Annotated in this window: 17 protein-coding genes and 1 pseudogene; all 18 read left to right on the top strand. The window is 66.0% G+C overall.

Annotated elements, in window-relative coordinates; genetic code table 11:
- Positions 1-13: 13 nt before the first annotated feature.
- Complete coding sequence (locus ACVIGB_RS17575; protein WP_456721678.1) at positions 14-1,471, top strand: UDP-N-acetylmuramoyl-L-alanyl-D-glutamate--2,6-diaminopimelate ligase; 1,458 nt, start codon at positions 14-16, stop codon at positions 1,469-1,471.
- Entirely contained in the window at positions 1,468-2,901 is a 1,434-nt protein-coding gene (locus tag ACVIGB_RS17570; protein WP_456721679.1) for a UDP-N-acetylmuramoylalanyl-D-glutamyl-2,6-diaminopimelate--D-alanyl-D-alanine ligase, read from the top strand. Before ACVIGB_RS17575 ends, ACVIGB_RS17570 begins: the two co-directional genes overlap by 4 nt.
- A 10-nt stretch (positions 2,902-2,911) precedes the next feature.
- Entirely contained in the window at positions 2,912-4,018 is a 1,107-nt protein-coding gene (mraY, locus tag ACVIGB_RS17565; protein ID WP_016846578.1) for a phospho-N-acetylmuramoyl-pentapeptide-transferase, read from the top strand.
- A gap of 8 nt (positions 4,019-4,026) precedes the next feature.
- Complete coding sequence (gene murD / locus ACVIGB_RS17560) at positions 4,027-5,427, top strand: UDP-N-acetylmuramoyl-L-alanine--D-glutamate ligase (RefSeq protein ID WP_456721680.1); 1,401 nt, start codon at positions 4,027-4,029, stop codon at positions 5,425-5,427.
- A 63-nt stretch (positions 5,428-5,490) separates the two neighbouring features.
- Positions 5,491-6,153 (top strand): DUF4291 domain-containing protein, encoded by a 663-nt coding sequence (locus tag ACVIGB_RS17555; protein ID WP_456721681.1) that lies wholly within the window; start codon positions 5,491-5,493, stop codon positions 6,151-6,153.
- 942 nt (positions 6,154-7,095) lie between these two features.
- Positions 7,096-8,247, top strand: a complete 1,152-nt coding sequence (ftsW, locus tag ACVIGB_RS17550) for a putative lipid II flippase FtsW (RefSeq protein WP_456721682.1) — start codon at positions 7,096-7,098, stop codon at positions 8,245-8,247.
- 104 nt (positions 8,248-8,351) lie between these two features.
- Positions 8,352-9,452 carry an undecaprenyldiphospho-muramoylpentapeptide beta-N-acetylglucosaminyltransferase gene (gene murG / locus ACVIGB_RS17545; RefSeq protein ID WP_456721683.1) on the top strand — a complete coding sequence of 367 codons (1,101 nt, stop codon included), beginning with the start codon at positions 8,352-8,354 and terminating at the stop codon, positions 9,450-9,452.
- 37 nt (positions 9,453-9,489) lie between these two features.
- Positions 9,490-10,329 (top strand): class I SAM-dependent methyltransferase, encoded by an 840-nt coding sequence (locus ACVIGB_RS17540; protein WP_456721684.1) that lies wholly within the window; start codon positions 9,490-9,492, stop codon positions 10,327-10,329.
- 186 nt (positions 10,330-10,515) lie between these two features.
- Positions 10,516-11,919 carry a UDP-N-acetylmuramate--L-alanine ligase gene (gene murC, locus ACVIGB_RS17535; protein WP_456721685.1) on the top strand — a complete coding sequence of 468 codons (1,404 nt, stop codon included), beginning with the start codon at positions 10,516-10,518 and terminating at the stop codon, positions 11,917-11,919.
- Between the two features lie 271 nt (positions 11,920-12,190).
- Positions 12,191-13,108, top strand: a complete 918-nt coding sequence (gene murB / locus ACVIGB_RS17530) for a UDP-N-acetylmuramate dehydrogenase (RefSeq protein ID WP_456721686.1) — start codon at positions 12,191-12,193, stop codon at positions 13,106-13,108.
- Positions 13,108-14,094 carry a D-alanine--D-alanine ligase family protein gene (locus ACVIGB_RS17525; RefSeq protein ID WP_456721687.1) on the top strand — a complete coding sequence of 329 codons (987 nt, stop codon included), beginning with the start codon at positions 13,108-13,110 and terminating at the stop codon, positions 14,092-14,094. Before murB ends, ACVIGB_RS17525 begins: the two co-directional genes overlap by 1 nt.
- Positions 14,095-14,219: 125 nt before the next feature.
- Positions 14,220-14,488 (top strand): annotated as a pseudogene (locus tag ACVIGB_RS17520) (hypothetical protein); the annotation flags it as partial.
- Positions 14,428-15,435: a cell division protein FtsQ/DivIB gene (locus ACVIGB_RS17515; protein WP_092115918.1), complete on the top strand. Its 1,008-nt coding sequence runs from the start codon at positions 14,428-14,430 to the stop codon at positions 15,433-15,435. The pseudogene ACVIGB_RS17520 and the gene ACVIGB_RS17515, both read left to right, overlap by 61 nt.
- Complete coding sequence (gene ftsA, locus ACVIGB_RS17510) at positions 15,432-16,748, top strand: cell division protein FtsA (protein ID WP_092115917.1); 1,317 nt, start codon at positions 15,432-15,434, stop codon at positions 16,746-16,748. The genes ACVIGB_RS17515 and ftsA overlap by 4 nt, the downstream gene beginning before the upstream one ends.
- 89 nt (positions 16,749-16,837) lie before the next feature.
- A complete protein-coding gene (gene ftsZ / locus ACVIGB_RS17505; protein ID WP_092115916.1) occupies positions 16,838-18,622 on the top strand; it encodes a cell division protein FtsZ in 1,785 nt (594 codons plus the stop codon).
- 351 nt (positions 18,623-18,973) lie between these two features.
- The gene (gene lpxC / locus ACVIGB_RS17500; RefSeq protein ID WP_456721688.1) at positions 18,974-19,936 is read left to right on the top strand and encodes a UDP-3-O-acyl-N-acetylglucosamine deacetylase; all 963 of its coding nucleotides are present in this window, start codon (positions 18,974-18,976) and stop codon (positions 19,934-19,936) included.
- Between the two features lie 244 nt (positions 19,937-20,180).
- Complete coding sequence (locus tag ACVIGB_RS17495) at positions 20,181-21,089, top strand: outer membrane protein assembly factor BamD (protein ID WP_409334627.1); 909 nt, start codon at positions 20,181-20,183, stop codon at positions 21,087-21,089.
- A 13-nt stretch (positions 21,090-21,102) separates the two neighbouring features.
- Complete coding sequence (gene recN, locus ACVIGB_RS17490) at positions 21,103-22,773, top strand: DNA repair protein RecN (RefSeq protein ID WP_456721689.1); 1,671 nt, start codon at positions 21,103-21,105, stop codon at positions 22,771-22,773.
- Positions 22,774-22,779: the final 6 nt, after the last annotated feature.

The raw sequence follows: 22,779 nt of genomic DNA, 5'->3' as shown, positions 1-22,779 counted from the left end.
AGACTGGAAGATCATGAGACTTCGCGACCTCTTCAGCGCCGATGCCACGATCGATCCGAGTGCCGACGCGATCGTTGTCGGAGGGCTTGCGGTCGATAGCCGTGCGGTGAAGCCGGGCGACCTGTTCTTTGCGCTGGCCGGCAGCAGGACCGACGGCGCGCGCTTCGTCGATGCGGCAATTGCCGCGGGCGCGGTCGCGGTCGCCAGCGACCATCTGCCGCAAGGTCACGGACGCGTTCCGTTCGTCATCACGCCCAATCCGCGCCGCGCGCTGGCGCTCGCCGCCGCCACATTCTATCCGAGCCAGCCCGTGACGATCGCGGCGGTGACCGGCACCAGCGGCAAGACCTCGGTCGCGGCATTCACGCGCCAGATCTGGCAGCGGCTCGGTCACTCCTCCGCGAGCATCGGCACCATCGGTCTCGTCTCGGACAAGCGCACCGTCTACGGCTCGTTGACCACGCCCGATCCGATCGCGCTGCATCACCAGCTCGACGAGATCGCGCGCGACGGCGTCACCCATCTCGCCTTCGAGGCCTCCTCGCACGGCCTCGACCAGTATCGGCTCGACGGCGTACGTATTGCCGCCGGCGGCTTCACCAACCTGTCGCGCGACCACATGGATTATCATCCCGATGTCGCGCATTATCTGAACGCAAAGCTCCGCCTGTTCCGCGATCTCGTCGCGGCCGGCGGCGCTGCCGTGATCTCGGCCGATCACGACTGCTCGGCCGAGGTGATCGATGCAGCCCGGGCGCGCGGTTTGCGCATCATTGCGGTCGGCCGCAATGCCGACGCCACCGAGGGCATCAGGCTCACCGATGCGGCGATCGAAGGCTTTGCCCAGCAGCTCGTGATCGAGCACCGCGGCCGCAAGCACGCGATCCGGCTGCCGCTGGTCGGCGAATTCCAGATCGAGAATGCGCTGGTCGCGGCGGGCCTTGCGATCGGCACCGGCAGCGCCGCCGATGACGTGTTCGGCACGCTCGAACATCTCGAAGGCGCCAAGGGCCGGCTCGAATTCGTCGGCGAGCATAATGGCGCGCCGATCTTCGTCGACTATGCCCACAAGCCCGATGCGCTCGCCAAGGCGCTGCAGGCGCTGCGGCCCTATGCCAAGCGCAGGCTGGTCGTGATCTTCGGCGCCGGCGGCGACCGCGACGCCGGCAAGCGTCCGATCATGGGCGCGATCGCCGCCGAGAATGCCGATCAGATCATCGTCACCGACGACAATCCACGCAGCGAGAAGCCCGAGGCGATCCGCGCCGCGATCATGGCAACCGCGAAGGGCGCGCGCGAGATCGGCGACCGCGCCGCCGCGATCCGCGCCGGGATCGCCGGCCTCGAGCCCGGCGATGCGTTGGTCGTGGCCGGCAAGGGCCACGAGGTCGGGCAGATCGTCGGCAATACGACGCTGCCGTTCAGCGATCATGAAGCGGTCGCGAATGCTTTGGCCGAGGAGGGCGCATGAGCACGATGTTGTGGACCTCGGATGCGATGGCGCAAGCGATGCGCGCCGCCACGCAAGGCGCATTGCCAAACGGCATCACCGGTCTTTCGATCGACAGCCGCACCATCGCGCCGGGCGACGCGTATTTTGCGATCAAGGGCGACGTCCATGACGGCCATGCCTTCGTCGCGGCGGCGCTAAAGGCCGGCGCCGGGCTCGCCGTGGTCGAGACCGCGCAGCGCGACAAATTTCCCGCCGACGCGCCGCTGCTCGTGGTCGACGACGTGCTCGCCGGCCTCGTCGAGCTCGCCCACGCCTCGCGAGCGCGGCTTAACGCGCAGATCATCGCGGTGACAGGTTCGGTCGGCAAGACCTCGACCAAGGAGGCCCTGCGCCGCGTGCTGTCGGCGCAGGGCGAGACCCATGCCTCGGTCGCATCGTTCAACAATCACTGGGGCGTGCCGCTGTCGCTGGCGCGCTGCCCGGCGAGCGCGCGTTTTGCGGTGTTCGAGATCGGCATGAACCATGCCGGCGAAATCACGCCGCTGGTCAAGATGGTGCGGCCGCATGTCGCCGTCATCACCACGATCGAGCCGGTGCATCTGGAATTCTTCTCCGGCATCGAGGCGATCGCCGACGCCAAGGCGGAGATCTTCGCAGGGCTGGAGCCCAATGGCGCGGTCGTGCTCAACCGCGACAACGCCCAATTCGCGCGGCTGCAAAAGCAGGCGAAGAAGGCCGGCATCTCGCGCATCGTCTCGTTCGGCGCCGACAAGCGCGCCGAGGCGCGGCTGATCGACCTTTCGCTGCACGCGACCTGCTCGGCGGTGCACGCCGATATCCTGGACCATGACATCACCTACAAGATCGGCATGCCCGGCCGGCACATGGCGATGAACTCGCTCGCGGTGCTCGCGGGCGCCTCGCTGCTCGGCGCCGATATCGCGCGCGCGGCGCTGTCGCTGTCGCAGCTCGAGGCACCGACCGGCCGCGGTCTTCGCCGCACGCTAGAGGTCGGCCATGGCGAGGCGACGCTGATCGACGAGAGCTACAACGCCAACCCGGCCTCGATGGGCGCCGCGCTCAACGTGCTCGGCCAGGCCCCGACCGGACCGCATGGCCGCCGCATCGCCGTGCTCGGCGACATGCTCGAGCTCGGGCCGACCGGGCCCGAATTGCACCGCGGCCTCAACGAAGCCGTGACCGCCAACCGCATCGACCTCGTATATTGTTGTGGTCCGCTGATGCGGAATTTGTGGGATGCCCTTTCCACCGGCAAGCGGGGAGGCTATGCCGAGAGTTCGGCGGCGCTCGAAGCGCAGGCGGTCGCCGCGGTCCGTGCCGGTGACGTGATCATGGTGAAGGGCTCGCTGGGATCGAAGATGAAGCTCATTGTCAGCGCGCTGGAAAAACGCTTCCCCGACAAGGCCGCGCACGAAGAAGCGGTATAGGACTTTTTGAATGTTCTACTGGTTGATCGAACTGTCCAACACCGTTCCGGGGTTTGGGGCATTCCGCAGCGCTCTGAACGTGTTCCGCTACATCACCTTCCGCACCGGCGGCGCGATGGTGACCGGCGCGCTGTTCGTGTTCCTGTTCGGGCCCTGGATCATCGATCATCTGCGGCTGAGGCAGGGCAAGGGCCAGCCGATCCGGACCGATGGTCCGCAGTCACACCTGATCTCCAAGAAGGGCACGCCCACCATGGGCGGGCTGATGATCCTGTCCGGGCTCGTGGTCTCGACGCTGCTCTGGGCCAACCCGCTCAATCCCTATGTCTGGATCGTGCTGGCGGTGACGCTCGGCTTCGGCTTCGTCGGTTTCTATGACGATTATCTGAAGGTCACAAAGCAGTCGCACAGCGGCTTCGCCGGTAAGCTGCGGCTCCTGATCGAGGCGGCGATCGGGCTCGCGGCCACCTACGCGCTGGTCCGGCTCGGGCGCGACGTGTCGTCGACCTCGCTCGTGATTCCCTTCTTCAAGGACCTCGTGATCAATTTCGGCTGGTTCTTCGTGATCTTCGGCGCCTTCGTGATGGTCGGCGCCGGCAATGCGGTGAATCTCACCGACGGCCTCGACGGTCTTGCCATCGTGCCGGTCATGATCGCCGCTGCGAGCTTCGGCATGATCTCGTATCTGACCGGCAACGCGGTGTTCTCGGATTACCTGCAGATCAATTACGTCGCCGGCACCGGCGAACTGGCGGTGCTATGCGGCGCGGTGTTGGGCGCAGGCCTCGGCTTCCTCTGGTTCAACGCGCCGCCGGCCTCGATCTTCATGGGCGACACCGGCTCGCTCGCGCTCGGCGGCATGTTGGGGGCCACCGCGGTTGCGGTGAAACACGAGATCGTGCTCGCGGTGATCGGCGGCCTGTTCGTGCTGGAGGCGGTCTCGGTCATCGTGCAGGTCACCTCGTTCAAGCTCACGGGAAAACGCGTGTTCCGGATGGCGCCGCTGCACCATCATTTCGAGCAGAAGGGCTGGACCGAACCACAGATCGTGATCCGGTTCTGGATCATCTCGGTGATGCTGGCGCTCGCCGGCCTCTCCACCCTCAAGCTGCGCTGAGCGCCGCCATGATCCCGGTCACCTCCTTCTCGGGCAAGACGGTCGCGGTGTTCGGGCTCGGCGGCTCCGGGCTCGCGAGCTGCCAGGCGCTGAATGCCGGTGGCGCGGAGGTGATCGCGGCCGACGACAGTGCCGATAACGTCGCCAAGGCGGCGCAGGCCGGCTTCACCACCGCTGATCTGCGCACGGTGTCGTGGGCGAATTTCGCCGCGCTGATCCTGACCCCCGGCGCGCCGCTGACCCATCCGGCGCCGCACTGGAGCGTGCTGAAGGCGCGCGAGGCCGGTGTCGAGGTGATCGGCGACGTCGAATTGTTTTGCCGCGAGCGGCGCCGCCACGCGCCGAACGCGCCGTTCGTCGCCATCACCGGCACCAACGGCAAGTCGACCACGACCGCGCTGATCGCGCATCTGATGAAGGTCGCTGGCTACGACACCCAGATGGGTGGCAATATCGGCACCGCGATCCTGTCGCTCGAGCCGCCGCGGATGGGCCGCGTCCATGTCATCGAGATGTCGTCCTACCAGATCGATCTCGCGCCGTCGCTCGATCCCTCGGTCGGCATCCTGATCAATATCAGCGAGGACCACATCGATCGCCACGGCACGCTGGCGCATTACGCCGCGGTCAAGGAGCGGCTGGTTGCCGGCGTGCAGCAGGGCGGCACCGCGATCGTCGGCGTCGATGACGGCTGGTGCCGCGACATCGCCGACCGGCTCGATCGCGCCGGCAAGCGCGTGGTGCGCATCTCGGTGAAGAACCCGCTGCCGGACGGTCTTTATGTCGAACACGAGACCATCGTGCGCGCATCGGGCGCGGCGCGCAGCGAGGTGGCGCGGCTCGGCGGCATCGGTTCGCTGCGCGGCCTGCACAATGCGCAGAACGCCGCTTGCGCCTCGGCCTGTGCGCTGGCGATGGGGATCGCCACCGACGTGTTGCAGAACGCCCTGCGCAGCTTCCCAGGCCTCGCCCATCGCATGGAGCAGGTCGGCCGCCGCGGCAACGTGCTGTTCGTCAACGACTCCAAGGGCACCAACGCGGACGCGGCCGCACATGCGCTGTCGTCGTTCGCCGACATCTACTGGATCGCCGGCGGCAAGCCGAAGGCCGGCGGCATCACGGGCCTCACCGAATATTTCCCCCGCATCCGCAAGGCCTATCTGATCGGCGAGGCGGCGCAGGAGTTCTCCGGCACGCTCGGTGACCGCGTCCCGCACGAGATGTCCGGCACGCTCGACGTCGCGATCGCCAGCGCCGCGCGCGATGCCGAGGCGTCGGGGCTCGCGGAGGCCGTCGTGCTGCTGTCTCCGGCCTGTGCCTCGTTCGACCAGTACCGCAATTTCGAAATCCGCGGCACCGCCTTCCGCGACATCGTCCAAGCACTGCCGGGTGTGAAGCCGGTGGTGTGACGTTTCCGACGTCGTAGGATGGGTAGAGCGCAGCGAAACCCATCGCGGCCCGGCGCGATATCGATGGGTATCGCTTCGCTCCACTCATCCTACGCAGCAGCCTTGGCGGCTCCTGAATTGCCGTATGCCGCTTCGGGACGTAAGCTGCGGGTTATGAATGACATCCCGCAGCACCAGATTCGTGCCGTCTACGACGAGCACACAATCCGCATCTATCAGGCCTACAACAACGAGATCGCCGACGCTGCCTTGGCCGCCGGCACTTTCGTCTCTCCGCCTTTCAGCATGACGCGGATGACGTGGATCAAGCCGTCATTTCTGTGGATGATGTATCGTGCCGGATGGGGCTACAAGGACGCTGGGCAAAGCCGGATATTGGCAATTGATATCACGCGCGAGGGTCTTGAGTGGGCGCTGGCGAATAGCTGTCCAAGTCATCCTGATCCAGCGACGAGCAAGGATGATTGGGAAAAGCTCAAGGCCAATTCGCCTGTGCGAATTCAATGGGACCCTGAGCGCGATCTGCACCTTCAACCGCTGCCGCATCGCGCGATCCAGATTGGGATCGGTGGCGAAGCGGTGCAACTCTACGTCGGTCAATGGATTCGAAAGATCACCGACGTGACTGAACTCGTGCACACGATTCACGACTTGGTCGAGCGCGGCCGACTGGATCAGGCGCAGGCTGCGCTGCCGATAGAGCGTGTCTATTTGCACGCAGGTTAGCGCAGATCGTAGGATGGGTAGAGCGCAGCGAAACCCATCAAGTCCGATCCGCGGCGCAATGATGGGTATCGCTTCGCTCCACCCATCCTACGCAGCTGTGACATGATCAACACGACGGGCAACTCAGCAATATCCTGTCAATCCTCGCACGCGAAGATATTTCGCTTTATCAGAAGCGTAACTCAGTGTATGAATCCGGCGTCTCATCCGACACGAGGGGCGCTTCGCGATCGTCACGAACGCGGGTCGAGATGCGGTGGACGCGGATTGCGCAACTGACGAGTGCGCATGACGCGGACGGTGAAGTCGTGTGGTCCTGACGCCCTAGCGGCAGGTGTCCTCTCGCAAGATGCGCAAGCGTTTTGCGAAGGCGGTGACAAGCAAGCCCAGTCTCGCCGGGGAGAGCACGAAGTAAGCCGTAACCCATCGCGCAGGGAAAGCCGGGTTGTTTCCGGTTACACCTGTGGTCCTACCCCCCGTGCTTTCTACCTCTTGCACGGGGCCCATGGGTGCGATCGGCACCCGGCTTTCCCTGCGCCCTCTGCAAGAGAGAGGGCGAAACGAAGAGCAAAGCTCGGGCAAACCATGTCGCGAGAACACGGAACCGTATCCTCATCTACAACTGTCATCGCCCGGTCGAGCCGGGCGATGACGCCGAGATGAGGTGCGCATTAGCGGAGCGTCGTATCGCGCGAGAACCATCCTCATCGTCGTCCCTGCGAAAGCAGGGACCCATAACCACCAACGCTGATTGTTGCGCGATGTTGGAATGACGAGTCCCTTCAACAAGGTCCGCCGCGGAGTAAGGGTCCCTGCTTTCGCAGGGACGACAACTGTGCTTGGGGCGCCAACCACCTCCCTCAAAAGTTACCCATCCCGTTAACCCCTTGGAAACCATCCTGCGCCACGAATGGACGTTATCTCTGCCATCTGGGGACGCCCATGCTCGCCCGTGACCAACGCACCCCGTTCTCGGACTGGTGGTGGACCGTCGACAAGTTGCTGCTTGTCGCGATCGCCGCGTTGATGCTGGCCGGCGTCATCCTGTCGCTGGCCGCGAGCCCGCCGGTCGCGACCCGGATCGGGCTCGATCCGTTCCACTTCTTCAACCGCCATGTCATGTTCCTGGTGCCGTCGCTGATCGTGCTGATCGGGGTGTCGTTCATGACGCCGCGGCAGATCCGGCGCACCGCGCTGATCGTGTTCGCGGTCTCGATCGTGCTGATCGTGCTGACGCTGCTGATCGGGCCCGAGGTCAAGGGCTCGCGGCGCTGGATCACGCTGCTCGGCGTCAACATCCAGGCCTCCGAAGCCGCAAAACCCGCCTTCGTCATCGTCGCGGCCTGGCTGTTTGCGGAATCGACCAAGCGGCCGGAGATGCCGGCGACCTCGATGGCGCTGGTGCTCCTGATGACGCTGGTCACGCTGCTAGTGATGGAGCCCGACTTCGGTCAGACCATGCTGATCCTCACGGTGTGGGGCGCGCTGTTCTTCATCGCGGGCATGCGGATGATCTGGGTGTTCGGGCTCGCCGGTGCCGCCGGCGCCGGCCTGTTCGGCGCCTACCTGCTGGTGCCGCACGTCGCCGGCCGCATCAAGCGCTTCATGAATCCGGCCTCCGGCGACACTTTCCAGGTCGACACCGCGATGGAAGCGTTCTGGAACGGCGGCTGGTTCGGGCTCGGGCCGGGCGAGGGCATCGCCAAGCGCAGCCTGCCGGACAGCCACACCGACTTCGTGTTCGCGGTGGCGGCGGAAGAGTTCGGCATCATCCTCTGCCTGATGCTGGTGGCGCTGTTCGGCTTCATCGTGATCCGCACGCTGACCCGCGCCTATTCCACCGAGGATATGTTCTCGCGCTTTGCGGCGTCGGGGCTTGCGATCCTGTTCGGCGTGCAGGCGACCATCAACATGGCGGTCAATCTGCAACTGATCCCGGCCAAGGGCATGACGCTACCGTTCATCTCCTATGGCGGCTCCTCCTTCGTGTCGCTCGCCTATGGCGTCGGCATGATGCTGGCGCTGACGCGGCAGCGGCCGCGTACCGAGATCGAATCGATGGAAGGCGCCAGCGCTCGGCGAGCCTACGCATGAGGCTACCCATCGTCATTGCGGGGAGCGCCATGGATTGCTTCCGCCTTCGCCAAGGCTTCGGCGGACAAGTCGCTTCGCTCGCAATGACGGTATAAATTGTTGCCATGGCTGAGTCCCCCCTGATTCTGCTGGCAGCCGGTGGCACCGGCGGCCATCTCTTCCCGGCCGAAGCGCTCGCCGTGGAATTGATCAGGCGTGGCCTGCGGGTGCGGCTGGCGACCGACGGCCGCGCGCTGCGCTACTCCGGCCTGTTCGGCAGGGAGAGCATCGAGCTGGTGCCGAGCGCGACCGTGCGCAGCCGCAACCCGATCTCGCTGGCACGGACCGTGCTGATGCTCGGCTACGGCACGCTGGTGGCCGCCAATGTGGTGCGCCGGCTGAAGCCGTCGGCCGTCGTCGGCTTCGGCGGTTACCCGACCTTGCCGCCGCTGATCGCGGCGCGGATGCTCGGCGTTCCCGGCATCATCCACGATGCCAACGCGGTGCTCGGCCGCGCCAACCGTTTCCTCTCCGGCCGCGTCAACGCGATCGCGACCTCGCTGCCCGGCGTGCTCGATCGCGATCCCGCGCTCGCCGGCAAGGCCACCACCGTCGGCACGCCGATGCGCCCCGCGATCCTTGCGGCCGCTGCGGTGAAATACACGCCGCCCGAGGCGAACGGTCCGCTGCGCCTGCTCGTCGTCGGCGGCAGCCAGGGCGCGCGGGTGATGAGCGACATCGTGCCGCCGGCGATCGAGCAGCTCGCGCCGGCATTATGGAGCCGGCTGATCATCACCCAGCAGGTGCGCGAGGAGGACATGGCGCGGGTGCGGGCGGTCTATGACCGGCTCAAGATCGATGCCGAGCTCGCGCCGTTCTTCGCCGATTTGCCGGCACGGCTTGCCTCGAGCCAATTGGTGATCTCGCGTTCCGGCGCCGGAACGGTGGCCGAGCTCGCCGCGATCGGGCGGCCCTCGATCCTGGTGCCGCTGCCGGGCGCGATCGATCAGGACCAGTTCGCCAATGCCGGCGTGCTGTCGCAGGCGAACGGCGCGCTACGCATCACGCAGGCCGACTTCACGCCGGAACGGCTCGCCGCCGAAATCTCGGCCTTCGCCGCGGAGCCCGAGAGACTGACCGCGATGGCGGAAGCCGCGCGCAGTGTCGGGCGGCTCGATGCCGCGGAGCGGCTGGCCGATCTGGTGGCGAAAGTGGCAGGGCTGTGATGCGCCAATCCGGCAGGAGGCCGGGGGAGACTTGATCATGACGGGTCTTTTGATCCACTCCGTCTCGGAATTCTCGGACCTGATCCTCGAAGCGCTGCGCCTGGCAGATGCGCAGAATATCGTCGAGATCGGTGCGGAGTATGGCGGCATGTCGGCGCTGCTCGCCGATCACTGCCGGGTCCGCGGCGGCCAGCTCACCAGCGTCGATCCGGCGCCGAAGCGCGAATTCCTCGACTGGGTGAACGCCAATCCGGATGTGCGTCACGTGGCGAAGACCAGCCTCGATGCGCTCGGCGAACTGGATGCCACCGATGCCTGGATCGTCGATGGCGACCACAATTGGTACACCGTGTATCACGAGCTCCGGCAGATCGAGGCGATCAGCCGCCGTGCCGGCAAGCCCGTGCTGGTCTTCCTCCACGATGTCGGCTGGCCCTGCGGGCGCCGCGATATGTATTACGCGCCCGGCCAGATTCCCGCCGCGTACCGCCATCCGCACAGCTATGACGCCGGCGCCACGCTGGATCGCCCGGTGCTGGTCGAGGGCCGTGGATTTCGCGGCGCGGGCTTCGCCGCATTCGCGAACGTCGCCGGCGGTGCGCGCAATGGCGTGATGACCGCGATCGATGACTTCCTTGCTGAAGAGCTGGCGCAGGGCAGGGAATTCGGCTTCGCCGAGATCCCCGCCGTGTTCGGCTTAGGGGTGCTGTTCGACATGAACGCTGCCTGGAGTGCGCAGCTTGCCGAGCTCGTGCTGCCCTATCACCAGAACAAGCTGCTGCGTGCGCTCGAGACCAACCGCCTGCGCAATTATCTTCGCGTCATCGAGATGCAGGATGAGTTCGCCGCGCGCGCCGTGCGGCCGGGAGCGGCGTAGCCGCCGGGCCGAGATGGAGATGTCCGTGACGTCAGATCGCCAGCACCGGCCGGTAGCTGACAACAGCGACATTTCCGCGGCTGCGGGGTGGAAAAAGCCCTTGTCACGCATGGGAAAAGCGGGGCATCCAGTGTTCAGCGCGACCGATATGAGGTGCGCACGGACGATGATATCAGGAACCGGATCATGAGACTGCCGCGCGAGATCGGACCCATTCACTTCGTCGGGATCGGCGGCATCGGCATGAGCGGCATCGCCGAGGTGTTGATCAATCTCGGCTACACCGTGCAGGGCTCCGATGCGTCTGACAATTACAACCTCGACCGGCTGCGCAAGAAGGGCGCCAAAATCTCGGTCGGCCACACCGCCGAGAACGTCGATGGCGCCGATGTCGTCGTGGTCTCGACCGCGATCAAGCGCGACAATCCCGAGCTGATGGCGGCCCGCGCGCGGCGCATTCCCGTGGTGCGGCGCGCCGAGATGCTGGCGGAATTGATGCGGTTGAAGAGCTGCGTCGCGATCGCCGGCACCCATGGCAAGACCACCACGACCACGATGGTGGCGACCTTGCTCGACGCCGGCGGGCTCGATCCGACCGTGATCAATGGCGGCATCATCAATGCCTATGGATCCAATGCGCGGCTCGGGGCAGGCGATTGGATGGTGGTCGAGGCCGACGAGAGCGACGGCACCTTCCTGAAGCTGCCGTCCGATGTCGTCATCGTCACCAATATCGACCCTGAACATCTCGATCACTTCAAGACCTTCGAGGCGATCCAGGATGCGTTCCGCAATTTCGTCGAGAACGTGCCGTTCTACGGCTTTGCCGTGATGTGCACCGATCATCCGGTGGTGCAAACTCTAGTCGGCAAGATCGAGGACCGCCGCGTCATCACTTACGGGCAGAATCCGCAGGCCGACGCGCAGCTGCTCGATCTGACGCCGATGGGCGGCGGCTCGAAATTCAAGGTCGCGATCCGCGATCGCAAGAGCGGCGCGACGCACGAGATCGCTGACATCATGCTGCCGATGCCGGGACGCCACAACGCGTCGAACGCGACGGCGGCGATCGCGGTCGCGCATCAGCTCGGCGTGTCCGATGACGTGATCCGCCAGGCCATGGCCGGCTTCGGCGGCGTCAAGCGGCGCTTCACCAAGACCGGCGAGACGAACGGCATCACCGTGATCGACGATTACGGTCATCATCCGGTCGAGATCGCGGCCGTGCTGAAGGCGGCGCGCGAATCCACCAACGGCAAGATCGTCGCCGTGGTGCAGCCGCATCGCTACACCCGCCTACAATCCTTGTTCGAGGAATTCTGCACCTGCTTCAACGATGCCGATGCGGTCGTGGTCGCCGAGGTCTATCCGGCCGGCGAAGCACCGATCGCAGGCATCGACCGCGACCATTTCGCCGCCGGCCTGCGCGCCCACGGCCATCGCAACGTTGTCCCGCTGCCGAACGCCGGCGAGCTCGCGAAGATCGTTCACGGCATTGCCAAGTCCGGCGACCTCGTCGTCTGCCTCGGCGCCGGCAACATCACGCAATGGGCCTACGCACTGCCCGACGAATTGAAAGCGCTGGGGTGATGATGTTCGTTGCTCATCACGAGCACCGCCCATGCGGCTCACCCCTCTCCCTAACCCTCCCCCGCAAGGGGGGAGGGAACCCCTCCGCCGGTGCCTCCCTGACTCGTGCAACGGGTGAGAGTGCGGCCCTGATGTTAGGTGAGGTGAGCACGCTCATCCGGCTCCCTCCCCCCTTGCGGGGGAGGGTTGGGGAGAGGGGTAAGCCCCGGGCGCTGACGCCAGATGCAATGCAACCCGATCTCAATCCAGCTCGTGAGCCGGTTGTCGCAGCATGACCTTCCCCGACATCACGCCCGACCTGAAAGCCGCGATGCCGGAGCTGCGCGGGCGGCTGCTGGCGAACCAATCGCTGGCGGAGCTGACCTGGTTTCGTGTCGGCGGTCCGGCGCAGGTGCTGTTCACGCCGGCCGACGAAGACGATCTCGCCTACTTCCTGAAGCATCTGCCGCAGGAGCTGCCGGTCTATGTGGTCGGCGTCGGCTCCAACCTGATCGTGCGCGACGGCGGCATGCCCGGGGTCGTGATCCGGCTGGCGCCGCGTGCCTTTGGCGAAACCAGCGCAGCCGGTGATGTCGTCACCGCCGGCGCCGCGGCGCTCGACAAGCGCGTCGCCGAGATGGCGGCAGCGGCAAACATCGGCGGCATGGAATTCTTCTTCGGCATTCCCGGCACGGTCGGGGGCGCACTGCGCATGAATGCCGGCGCCAATGGCGGCGAGACCAAGGACGTGCTGGTAGAGGCGACCGGCATCGGCCGCGACGGCACGAAATACACGTTCGGCAATGCCGACATGAGGTTCGTCTATCGCAACTCTGGCGTCGATACGTCGATCGTGTTCACCTCGGCGCGCTTCCGCGGCCGGATCACCGATACTGACGCGATCCGCGCCCGCATGAACGAGGTGCAGGCCCATCGCGAGACCGCGCAGCCGATCCGCGAGAAGACCGGCGGCTCGACCTTCAAGAATCCGCCCGGTAACAGCGCCTGGAAGCTGATCGACGCCGCCGGTTGCCGCGGCCTCAAGGTCGGCGGCGCACAGGTGTCGGAGATGCACTGCAATTTCCTGATCAACACCGGCAACGCCACCGGGCATGACATCGAGACCCTCGGCGAGACGGTGCGCGAGCGGGTCAAGCAGACCAGCGGAATTGAGCTGCACTGGGAAATCAAGCGAATCGGGAAAAGCTGATGCAGGTGACCATTCTGTTCGGCGGCACCAACAAGGAGCGGCTGGTCTCAGTGGCGAGCGCGCAGGCCCTGCACCGCGCGCTGCCCGATGCGGAGCTCTGGTTCTGGGACGTTGACGACACCGTGCATGCGGTGACGTCCGAACAGCTGCTCGGTCACACGCGGCCCTTCGAGGTCGACTTCAAGCCCGATGGTCGCGGCATTGCGCTCGATCAGGCACTCGACAAAGCCAGCGCCGAGCAGCGCGTGGTGGTGCTCGGCCTGCACGGTGGCCGCGCCGAGAACGGCGAATTGCAGGCGATGTGCGAGATGCGCGGCGTCGCGTTCACCGGCTCCGGCTCGGCGTCGTCGCATCTGGCGTTCGACAAGCCATCGGCGAAGCGCTTCGCCGCGATCGCGGGCCTCAACGCGCCGCAGGGCATATCGGTCGCAGAGCTCGATGAGGCGTTCGCCCAGCACGGCAGGCTGATCGCAAAACCCGCCAAGGACGGATCGAGCTACGGGCTGATCTTCGTCAACGCACAGCAGGACCTCGTCGCAGTCCGCAATGCCGCGAAACATGAGGACTATCTGATCGAGGCGTTCGTGTCGGGTGTGGAGGCGACCTGCGGCGTGCTCGAGCAATCCGACGGCACGGTGTTCGCGCTGCCGCCGATCGAGATCGTGCCGGCGGAGGGGGGCTTCGACTACACAGCCAAATACCTTTTGAAGTCGACCCAGGAGATCTGCCCCGGCCGCTTCGCGCCCGAGGTCAGCGCCGCGATCATGGACCATGCGTTGCGGGCGCACCGCGCATTGTCCTGCGCCGGATACTCGCGCAGCGATTTCATCGTGTCGGCCAATGGCCCGGTCTACCTCGAGACCAACACGCTGCCCGGCCTCACCGCGGCATCGCTGTACCCTAAGGCCTTGAAAGCACAGGGCATCGCCTTTGCCGACTTCCTTCGTGACCAGATCGAGCTCGGCCGCCGCCGCGCCAGGAGTTAAGGCCGACCGGGCGGGAACCCGCCCGACTCGGCCGGATGGAACCCGGGCGCTGTTGCTAAAATGCTAACGGGTTCGCGGCAAAGTATTCAGAGCGTTGATCAAAATACACTCCAGGCTGAACTCCTTTACCATTTGTTTACCAGGAAGCCCGAAGGTTAACGCTGGCGGCGCATGTAGCGCTTGGCTGCCGGGGCGTGAGCTGTCGCGGATTACCGCTTCGAGGATCGCAACCAGGGAACAGGGGGCCTCTCTAATCCCACCGGTCTAGCCGAGACGTGATTTGTGCCGGGACCCCGCAGGGTTTGCGGGCGCAACATGTGACGAGCTCGTGCAATGGATGGTGCAGGACGCCTCACCCGATCGCTGCGATCGCTGGGGCCTCAAGCTGACCTGAAAGCAGCCGCTATTGGAGCGGCAGTGCTGCTGCGCGAGTATGTCGGCGCCCATCTCGCACGTCGCCGCCGGCGTCCCGCCAGGCGGCCGCAGATGATCGATCGCGAGCCGCCGAACCGCTACATCCTGCTGGTCGAACGTTATCTGCCGCGCCGCATCGGCCTGGTCGCGACGCTCGCGATCCTGTTCGGCAGCCTGGGCTTCGGCATCGTCAAAGGCGGCCATCTCGAGGAGTTCACCACCGCGCTCAGCGACACCCGCAATGCGCTGGCCAATTCCGCGGGCTTCCGCATCACCACCGTCGGCATCAACGGCCGCAAGCAGCTGAGCCAGGATGAGGTGCTTGCGATCGGCGGCGTCAATGGCCGCTCCTCGCTGCTGTTCCTCGACGCCGATACGGTGCGCGCCAAGCTGAAGGCCAATCCCTGGATCGCCGACGCCACGATCCTCAAGCTTTATCCGGGCCGGCTGCAGATCGACATCGTCGAGCGCACCGCCTTCGCGCTGTGGCAGCAGAACGGCCGCCTGTCGGTGATCGCCTCCGACGGTGCGGTGCTCGAGCCCTACGTGTCGCGCCGCTTCCTCAATCTGCCGCTGGTGGTGGGCAAGGGCGCGGACACCCGCGCCCAGGACTTCCTGGCGCTGCTCGACCGTTATCCGCAGGTGCGCTCGGTGACCAAGGCCGCGATCTTCGTCGGCGAGCGGCGCTGGAACCTGCGCCTCAAGGACGGCCTCGACGTCCGCTTGCCGGAGAACGACGTCGGCAACGCTTTGGCCGCGCTCTCCAAGCTCGACAAGGACGAGAAGCTGTTCTCGCGCGACATTGTCGCCGTCGACATGCGCCTGCCCGATCGGCTGATCGTGCAATTGTCCGAGGAAGCCGGCAAGGCGCGCGACGAGCTGTTCAAGGACAAGAAGTCCAAGAAGAAGGCCGGTGACTCCGCATGACCGGCCTCGATCGCAATTTGACCCCGAAGACCCGCCCGATGCAGAAGCGCACCGCGATGGTGGCTTCGCTCGACGTCGGCTCCAGCAAGATCGCCTGCATGATCGCGCGGCTCAGGCCGTCGCCGCCGAACGAGGCGTTGCGCGGCCGCACCCATGCGGTCGAATTGATCGGCTACAGCCAGATCCAGTCGCGCGGCGTCAAGGCCGGCTCCGTCGTCGATCTCGCCGAATGCGAGAAGGCGGTGCGCCATGCCGTGGCGCTGGCCGAGCGCATGGCCAAGGTCCGTGTCGAATCCGTCCTGCTGTCGGTTTCCGGCGGCCGGCTGCATGGCCAATTGGTTGAAGCCGCGGCCGATATCCACGGCGGCTCGGTGACCGCGGACGATATCAGCCGCGTCACCTCGGCCGGCATGCGCCACGCCGCCGGCGCCGGCCGCACCGTGTTGCACGCGCTGCCGGTCGGCTACGCGCTCGACGGCGTCAAGGGCATCCGCGATCCCAGAGGGATGGTGGCGCGCCAGTTCGGCGTCGACATGAATGTGGTGACGTCGGACGCGACGGTTGCCAAGAACCTGATGCTGGTGGTCGAGCGCTGCCATCTCAACGTCGAAGCCATGGCGTCGAGCCCCTATGTCGCGGGCCTGTCGGTGCTGACCGATGACGAGGCCGATCTCGGCGCTGCCGTCGTCGAGATGGGCGCGGGCTCGACGACGATCGCGACGTACTCCGGCGGCCGCCTCGTGCACGCATCCGGATTTGCGCTCGGCGGGCAACACATCACGATGGATCTTGCGCGCGGCATCGGCGCGTGCATTGCGGATGCCGAGCGAATCAAGACTTTATACGGCACGGTGCTGACCGGCGGTTCGGACTCGCGCGAGCTGATGTCCGTTCCCACTGCAGGCGATGATCGGGAGACTCCGCAAATCGTGTCCCGCGCCACGATCGCGAACATTGTCCGGCATCGCGCCGAGGAGATTTTCGAAATGGTTCGTGACCGGCTCGCGGATTCTCCCTTTGCGGCAGAGCCGAGGGCGCGCGTCGTGCTGAGCGGCGGCGCGTCGCAGCTCACCGGCACCGTCGAGCTCGCCACCCGCATCCTGAACCGTCAGGTCCGCATCGGCCGCCCGCTCGGCTTCGGCCGGCTGCCGAACGAGGCGAAGGGCGCCTCGTTCTCGGTGCCGACGGGCCTCTTGGTCTATCCGCAATACGCACATCTTGAACATGTCGAACCGCGGCGTACGCGGCAGCTCAGGACAGGGACAGACGGTTACTTCGGAAAGGTCGGACGATGGCTTCGCGAGGGCTTCTGATGACCACACCCCGGCTCATTGCATTTTCACCAGCTCCTGCGGCCAGCGGCCGGGACGAACCAACGCGCGCATAATCGAGAGAGGCAACCATGGCACTCAATCTGACACCCCCTGACATCAGCGAGCTGAAACCGCGGATCACCGTCTTCGGCGTCGGCGGCGCGGGCGGTAATGCCGTCAACAACATGATCACCGCCGGGTTGCAGGGCGTCGACTTCGTCGTCGCCAACACCGACGCGCAGGCGCTGACCATGTCGAAGGCGCAGCGCATCATCCAGATGGGCACCCAGGTCACCCAGGGCCTCGGCGCCGGTTCGCAGCCCGACGTCGGTGCTGCGGCCGCGCAGGAGGTCATGGACGAGCTGCGCGATCACTTGACCGGCGCCAACATGGTGTTCGTCACCGCCGGCATGGGCGGCGGCACCGGCACCGGTGCTGCGCCCGTGATCGCCAAGGCCGCCCGCGAGATGGGAATCCTCACCGTCGGCGTGGTGACGAAGCCGTTCCACTTCGAGGGTCAGCGCCGGATGCGCACCGCCGAGCACGGTATCTCCGAGCTCCACAAGGTGGTCGACACGCTGCTGATCATCCCGAACCAGAACCTGTTCCGGGTCGCCAACGAGAAGACCACCTTCGCCGACGCGTTCGCGATGGCCGACCAGGTGCTGTATTCGGGCGTCGCCTGCATCACCGACCTGATGGTCAAGGAAGGCCTGATCAACCTCGACTTCGCCGACGTCCGCGCCGTGATGCGGGAAATGGGCAAGGCGATGATGGGCACCGGCGAGGCCACCGGCGAGAAGCGTGCGCTGACCGCCGCCGAAGCTGCGATCGCCAACCCGCTGATCGACGATAGCTCGATGAAGGGGGCCCGCGGCCTGTTGATCTCGATCACCGGCGGCAAGGACCTTACTCTGTTCGAGGTCGACGAAGCCGCAACCCGCATCCGCGAAGAAGTCGATGCCGACGCCAACATCATCGTCGGCGCCACCTTCGACGAATCGCTCGACGGCGTCATTCGCGTCTCGGTGGTCGCAACCGGTATCGAGCAGGCCGCGATCGCTTCCCGTGCGCAGGCTCCCGCGCAGCAGCCGGGCGGCTCGCCCGAGAGCCGGCTGGCCGATCTGACCGCTCGCCTGCGTGCCGACAATCAGCGCATGGCCGAGCGCGCCCAGAAGCTGGAACCGCCGACGGGCGTGACGGTTGCTCCGATTGCAGCTGCCGCCGCACCCCAGCAGCGTCCGGCCGTCGAGCGCGCCGCGCTCGCGGCAATCGCTGCCGCGGTTGCCCCGGACAGCGCACCGGCTCAGGCGCCGATGCAGCCGGGGTCGTACGGTGACGTCACCGTACGCCCGATCGCCCAGAAGCCGACGTTGTTCCCGGACCACGAGGCGGCCCGCGCCGAACAGCACGAGCCGATGCCGCCCGAGACCTTCATCCCGCAGGCGGCGGAGCGGTCGCCGGTCCGTGCCCCGCGGATGCCGAAGTTCGAGGATCTGCCGATGCCGGCGCAGGCCGAGATCCGCCAGGCCAGCGGTGACGGCGAGGCGGAGCACCCCCAGAAGACCCGGCTGTCGCTGCTGCAGCGGCTGGCCAATGTTGGCCTCGGTCGCCGCGACGAAGAGACCGAGCCGCCGATCGCGGCCCGTGCCTCGGGTCCTGCGATGCCGACGATGCCACCACTGCCCGACCGCAAGCCGGCCCGCAGCGTCGCCCAGCAGATATCGGCGAACGAATCGCCGGTATCGGAATATGCGAAGCGCCCGGCACCGCAGGGATTGGACGCCCATGGCCGTCAGGCGCCTGTTGCCCCGGCGCCACAGGGTGACGACCATCTTGATATCCCGGCCTTCCTGCGCCGGCAGGCAAACTGAAGTTTGTTACAACCTTGGCGACGAAGAAGGCCTCGGCGGGGAACCGCCGGGGCCTTCTCCTTTTGGTGGGCAGGCGGTTGTATCGGGTAAACAAGCAACTGATTTTAAATGATTAATTATCATTTCGGTGGTCAGATGGCCACTCGCCGAGGGCCGTTTTCGCTGCCGCAATTGGGTTAACCTTGGGCGCGAATGCGGCGGAGATGGGGTAACAATCCGTAAAGAAGCGTGAGTTGGCGCGCTTTAGGGCTGTGACTATGGTCTGCCGGGACTTGGGGAGCTCATGCGAGTCGGCCTTGGGGAAGTTTGGCCACTTGATGTTGAGCGAAGTCGGGTAGTGGGCATTATCGAATGAAGTTCAGCCGTCAGACAACGCTTCGGTCGCAAGCCACCGTGACTGGCGTAGGCGTTCATTCCGGTCTTCCTGTCAGTCTCACGCTGGGACCTGCACCCGTCGATGCGGGTTTTATTTTTGTCCGCACCGGTCTCGACGGTGCCGACCGCGAAGTTACCGCCACCGCCGACGCTGTGATCGCAACCGAATTCGCGACGGTGCTGGGTGACCGCGAAGGGCCGCTGGTTTCGACCGCGGAGCATGTTCTCGCCGCGCTGCGCGGCATGGGCATCGACAACGCCACGATCGAAGTCGACGCTGCTGAAGTTCCGATCATGGACGGCAGCGCTGCGGCGTTTGTCGCGGCCATCGATCAGGCTGGCATTGTGACGCAGCCCGGCGTCCGCCGCTTCATCCAGGTGCTGAAGCCGGTGCAGGTCAAGATCGGCGATGCGATGGGCGAGCTGCGTCCGTTCGCCGGCGGGTTCCGCGCCGAAGTCGAAATCAATTTCGCCAACAAGGTGATCGGTCACCAGACCTACTCCTTCGATCTGTCGCCGGAAGGCTTCCGCCGCGAAGTCGCGCGGGCCCGTACCTTCGGCTGCATGAATGACGTGGCGCGGCTTTGGGGCGCCGGCTTCGCGCTCGGTGCCTCGTTCGACAACACGGTGGTGTTCGACGAGGCCCGCCTGCTCAACGCCGAGGGCCTGCGCTACGCCAACGAGTGCGCCCGCCACAAGGTGCTCGACGTGATCGGCGATCTGGCGCTGGCCGGCCTGCCGCTGCTCGGCAGCTACCGTTCGGTCCGCGGCGGCCACAAGCTCAACAACGCAGTGCTGAAGGCGCTGCTCGCCGACCGCAGCGCCTGGCGCGTGGTCGAATCGGAGACCGCCCGGCGGCCGGTCCGCGGCCATGTCGAAGCCGGTGCAAGCACGGTGGGCGGCCTGGTCGCCCCGGCCTACGGTCCGGACGTGTCCTGATCGCCGTAGGCGGTCAGCCCAATTTCCGTAATAACCACAGCAGGCTGTGAGCGTCGCCGGGTCGCCTTATTCCCGGCGGATTGGCTCCCTATTCGGTTGGTCGACGGTCATTTTTCGGTTAAACAGGCCCGCGGTTGCCTTGATCCGGCGCCAACGGCACGAGAGATATTGCATCCGTGATCGCGGTTCATGGGTGGAGTGGGGTCGCCGTTAACCGCATCAAAGGCGTCAGGTTTTACAATCCATGTCGGCAATGCGTATGGCGCTCGAACAACGCAATTCTTCTGACGTCTCCGGCCTGACCAAGGCCGCGCGCACGCTGCGTTTCGCGGCGGGCCTGATCGTGCTGGCGTTGCCGCTCTCAGGCTGCGGCACCGGTGCGCTGTGGGACAAGTTCATGGCCAAGGACGACACGTTCGTCGATGAGCCCGCGGACAAGCTCTACAATGAGGGCTTGTACATGATGAACGAGAAGAAGGACCTGAAGGCCGCTTCGAAGAAGTTCGAGGAAGTCGACCGTCAGCATCCCTATTCGGACTGGGCGCGCAAGTCGCTCCTGATGTCGGCCTATTCGTACTATCAGGCAGGCGACTACGACAGCTGCATCGGCTCCGCCACCCGCTACGTGACGCTGCATCCCGGCAGCCCGGACGCGTCGTACGCGCAGTACCTGATCGCGGCATCGCATTTCGACCAGATACCGGACATCTCGCGCGACCAGAGCCGCACCGAGAAGGCGATCGCGGCGCTCGAAGAAGTGGTGCGCAAATATCCGACCTCGGAATACGCCACCCAGGCCAAGGCCAAGATCCAGGCTGCGCGCGACCAGCTCGCCGGCAAGGAAATGGCGGTCGGGCGCTATTACATCGAGAAGCGCGACTTCACCGCCGCGATCAACCGCTTCAAGACCGTGGTCACCCAGTACCAGACCACCCGCCACGTCGAAGAGGCGCTCTACCGGCTGACCGAGGCCTATATGGCGATCGGCATCGCCGGCGAGGCGCAGACCGCCGCCGCGGTACTCGGCCACAATTTTCCGGACAGCCGCTGGTACAAGGACGCATATAATCTAGTAAAGTCCGGCGGTCTCGAGCCGAGCGAGAATCAGGGATCCTGGATCAGCAGGACCTTCAAGAAGATAGGTCTCGGCTAGGAATTGTCCTCGCATGCTGGCCCGTCTATCGATCCGTGACATCGTCCTGATCGAACGGCTTGATATCGAATTTTCCCGTGGCCTGGCGGTGCTGACCGGCGAAACCGGCGCCGGCAAATCCATCCTGCTTGATGCCTTTGCGCTGGCGCTCGGCGGTCGCGGCGATGCCGGGCTGGTGCGCCATGGCGCCGAGCAGGGCCAGGTCACCGCCACGTTCGATGTCCCGAAGGGGCATCCGGCGGCCAGGATCCTCGCCGAGAACGGCCTCGACGACACCGGCGAGATGATCCTGCGCCGCGTACAGCTCGCCGACGGCCGCACCCGCGCCTTCATCAACGACCAGGCGATCAGCGTGCAGACCCTGAGGGCGGTCGGTGCGGCTCTGGTCGAAATCCACGGCCAGCACGACGAGCGCGCTTTGGTCGACGCTTCCACCCACCGCCAGCTGCTCGACGCCTTTGCCGGCCACGAGAAGGACGTCGCCGCGCTGGAAGCGCTGTGGGAAATCAGGCGGACCGCCAACGCCGACCTCGACGGGCATCGCGCCGGCATGGAGCGCGCCGCGCGCGAGGCCGACTATCTGCGCCACGCCTCCCAGGAGCTGAAGACGCTGGCGCCGAAGGAGGGCGAGGAGACCGAGCTCGCCAACCGCCGCACCACCATGATGCAGGGCGAGAAGGTCGCGACCGATCTGCGCGAGGCGCAGGAGGCGATCGGCGGTTCGCATTCGCCGGTGTCGGCCCTGTCCGCGGCAGTACGGCGGCTGGAGCGGCGTGCTGCCAATGCGCCCAGCCTGATCGAGCCGGCGGTCAAGGCGATCGATATCGCGATCAACGCGCTGGAAGAGGCCGACCAGCATCTCCACGCGGCACTGGCGGCGACCGATTTCGATCCGGCCGAGCTCGAGCGCATCGAGGAACGGCTGTTCGCGCTGCGCGCAGCCTCGCGCAAATATTCGACGCCGGTCGATCTGCTGGCGGCGCTGGCGGCGCAATACGCTGATGACGTCGCGCTGATCGATGCCGGCGCCGATCAGCTGAAGAAGCTGGAGGCGGCCGCCGCTGAGGCCGACAAGCGCTACGCTGCTGCGGCGGCAAAGCTGTCGGCGGCGCGCACCAAGGCGGCCGAGAAGCTCAACAAGGCCGTCAATGCCGAGCTCGCGCCGCTCAAGCTCGAGCGCGCGAAATTCATGACGCAGGTCGAGGCCAATGCCGCCGCGCCGGGGCCGCAGGGCATCGACCGCGTCGAGTTCTGGGTCCAGACCAATCCGGGCACCAAGCCGGGGCCGATGATGAAGGTCGCCTCCGGCGGCGAGCTGTCGCGCTTCCTGCTGGCGCTGAAGGTCGTGCTGGCCGATCGCGGCTCGGCGCCGACTTTGGTGTTCGACGAAATCGACACCGGTGTGGGCGGCGCGGTAGCGGATGCGATCGGCTCGCGGCTGGCACGCCTCGCCGGCAAGGTGCAGGTGATGGCGGTGACGCATGCGCCGCAGGTCGCAGCCCGTGCCAGCCAGCATCTGTTGATCTCCAAGGATGCGCTCGACAAGGGCAAGCGGGTCGCCACCCGCGTCAACGCACTCGCCGCCGACCATCGCCGCGAGGAGATCGCACGCATGCTGGCCGGCGCCGAGATCACCGCGGAGGCCCGCGCCGCTGCGGAACGGTTGCTCAGGGCGGCGAGCTAGTTTGCC

This window comes from Bradyrhizobium sp. USDA 4341 (assembly GCF_054063755.1).
This window is presented reverse-complemented; position numbering and strand designations above follow the sequence as displayed.

What these genes read in the sequence shown, in the direction of transcription:
- ftsW (WP_456721682.1), top strand. Translation starts at nt 7,096, where the DNA reads ATGCTCGCCCGTGACCAACGCACCCCGTTCTCGGACTGGTGGTGGACC.
- murC (WP_456721685.1), top strand. Translation starts at nt 10,516, where the DNA reads ATGAGACTGCCGCGCGAGATCGGACCCATTCACTTCGTCGGGATCGGC.
- ftsA (WP_092115917.1), top strand. Translation starts at nt 15,432, where the DNA reads ATGACCGGCCTCGATCGCAATTTGACCCCGAAGACCCGCCCGATGCAG.
- recN (WP_456721689.1), top strand. Translation starts at nt 21,103, where the DNA reads ATGCTGGCCCGTCTATCGATCCGTGACATCGTCCTGATCGAACGGCTT.
- ftsZ (WP_092115916.1), top strand. Translation starts at nt 16,838, where the DNA reads ATGGCACTCAATCTGACACCCCCTGACATCAGCGAGCTGAAACCGCGG.
- mraY (WP_016846578.1), top strand. Translation starts at nt 2,912, where the DNA reads ATGTTCTACTGGTTGATCGAACTGTCCAACACCGTTCCGGGGTTTGGG.
- ACVIGB_RS17525 (WP_456721687.1), top strand. Translation starts at nt 13,108, where the DNA reads ATGCAGGTGACCATTCTGTTCGGCGGCACCAACAAGGAGCGGCTGGTC.
- ACVIGB_RS17555 (WP_456721681.1), top strand. Translation starts at nt 5,491, where the DNA reads ATGGGTATCGCTTCGCTCCACTCATCCTACGCAGCAGCCTTGGCGGCT.
- murG (WP_456721683.1), top strand. Translation starts at nt 8,352, where the DNA reads ATGGCTGAGTCCCCCCTGATTCTGCTGGCAGCCGGTGGCACCGGCGGC.
- lpxC (WP_456721688.1), top strand. Translation starts at nt 18,974, where the DNA reads ATGAAGTTCAGCCGTCAGACAACGCTTCGGTCGCAAGCCACCGTGACT.
- murB (WP_456721686.1), top strand. Translation starts at nt 12,191, where the DNA reads ATGACCTTCCCCGACATCACGCCCGACCTGAAAGCCGCGATGCCGGAG.
- ACVIGB_RS17515 (WP_092115918.1), top strand. Translation starts at nt 14,428, where the DNA reads ATGGATGGTGCAGGACGCCTCACCCGATCGCTGCGATCGCTGGGGCCT.
- ACVIGB_RS17495 (WP_409334627.1), top strand. Translation starts at nt 20,181, where the DNA reads ATGTCGGCAATGCGTATGGCGCTCGAACAACGCAATTCTTCTGACGTC.
- murD (WP_456721680.1), top strand. Translation starts at nt 4,027, where the DNA reads ATGATCCCGGTCACCTCCTTCTCGGGCAAGACGGTCGCGGTGTTCGGG.
- ACVIGB_RS17570 (WP_456721679.1), top strand. Translation starts at nt 1,468, where the DNA reads ATGAGCACGATGTTGTGGACCTCGGATGCGATGGCGCAAGCGATGCGC.
- ACVIGB_RS17540 (WP_456721684.1), top strand. Translation starts at nt 9,490, where the DNA reads ATGACGGGTCTTTTGATCCACTCCGTCTCGGAATTCTCGGACCTGATC.
- ACVIGB_RS17575 (WP_456721678.1), top strand. Translation starts at nt 14, where the DNA reads ATGAGACTTCGCGACCTCTTCAGCGCCGATGCCACGATCGATCCGAGT.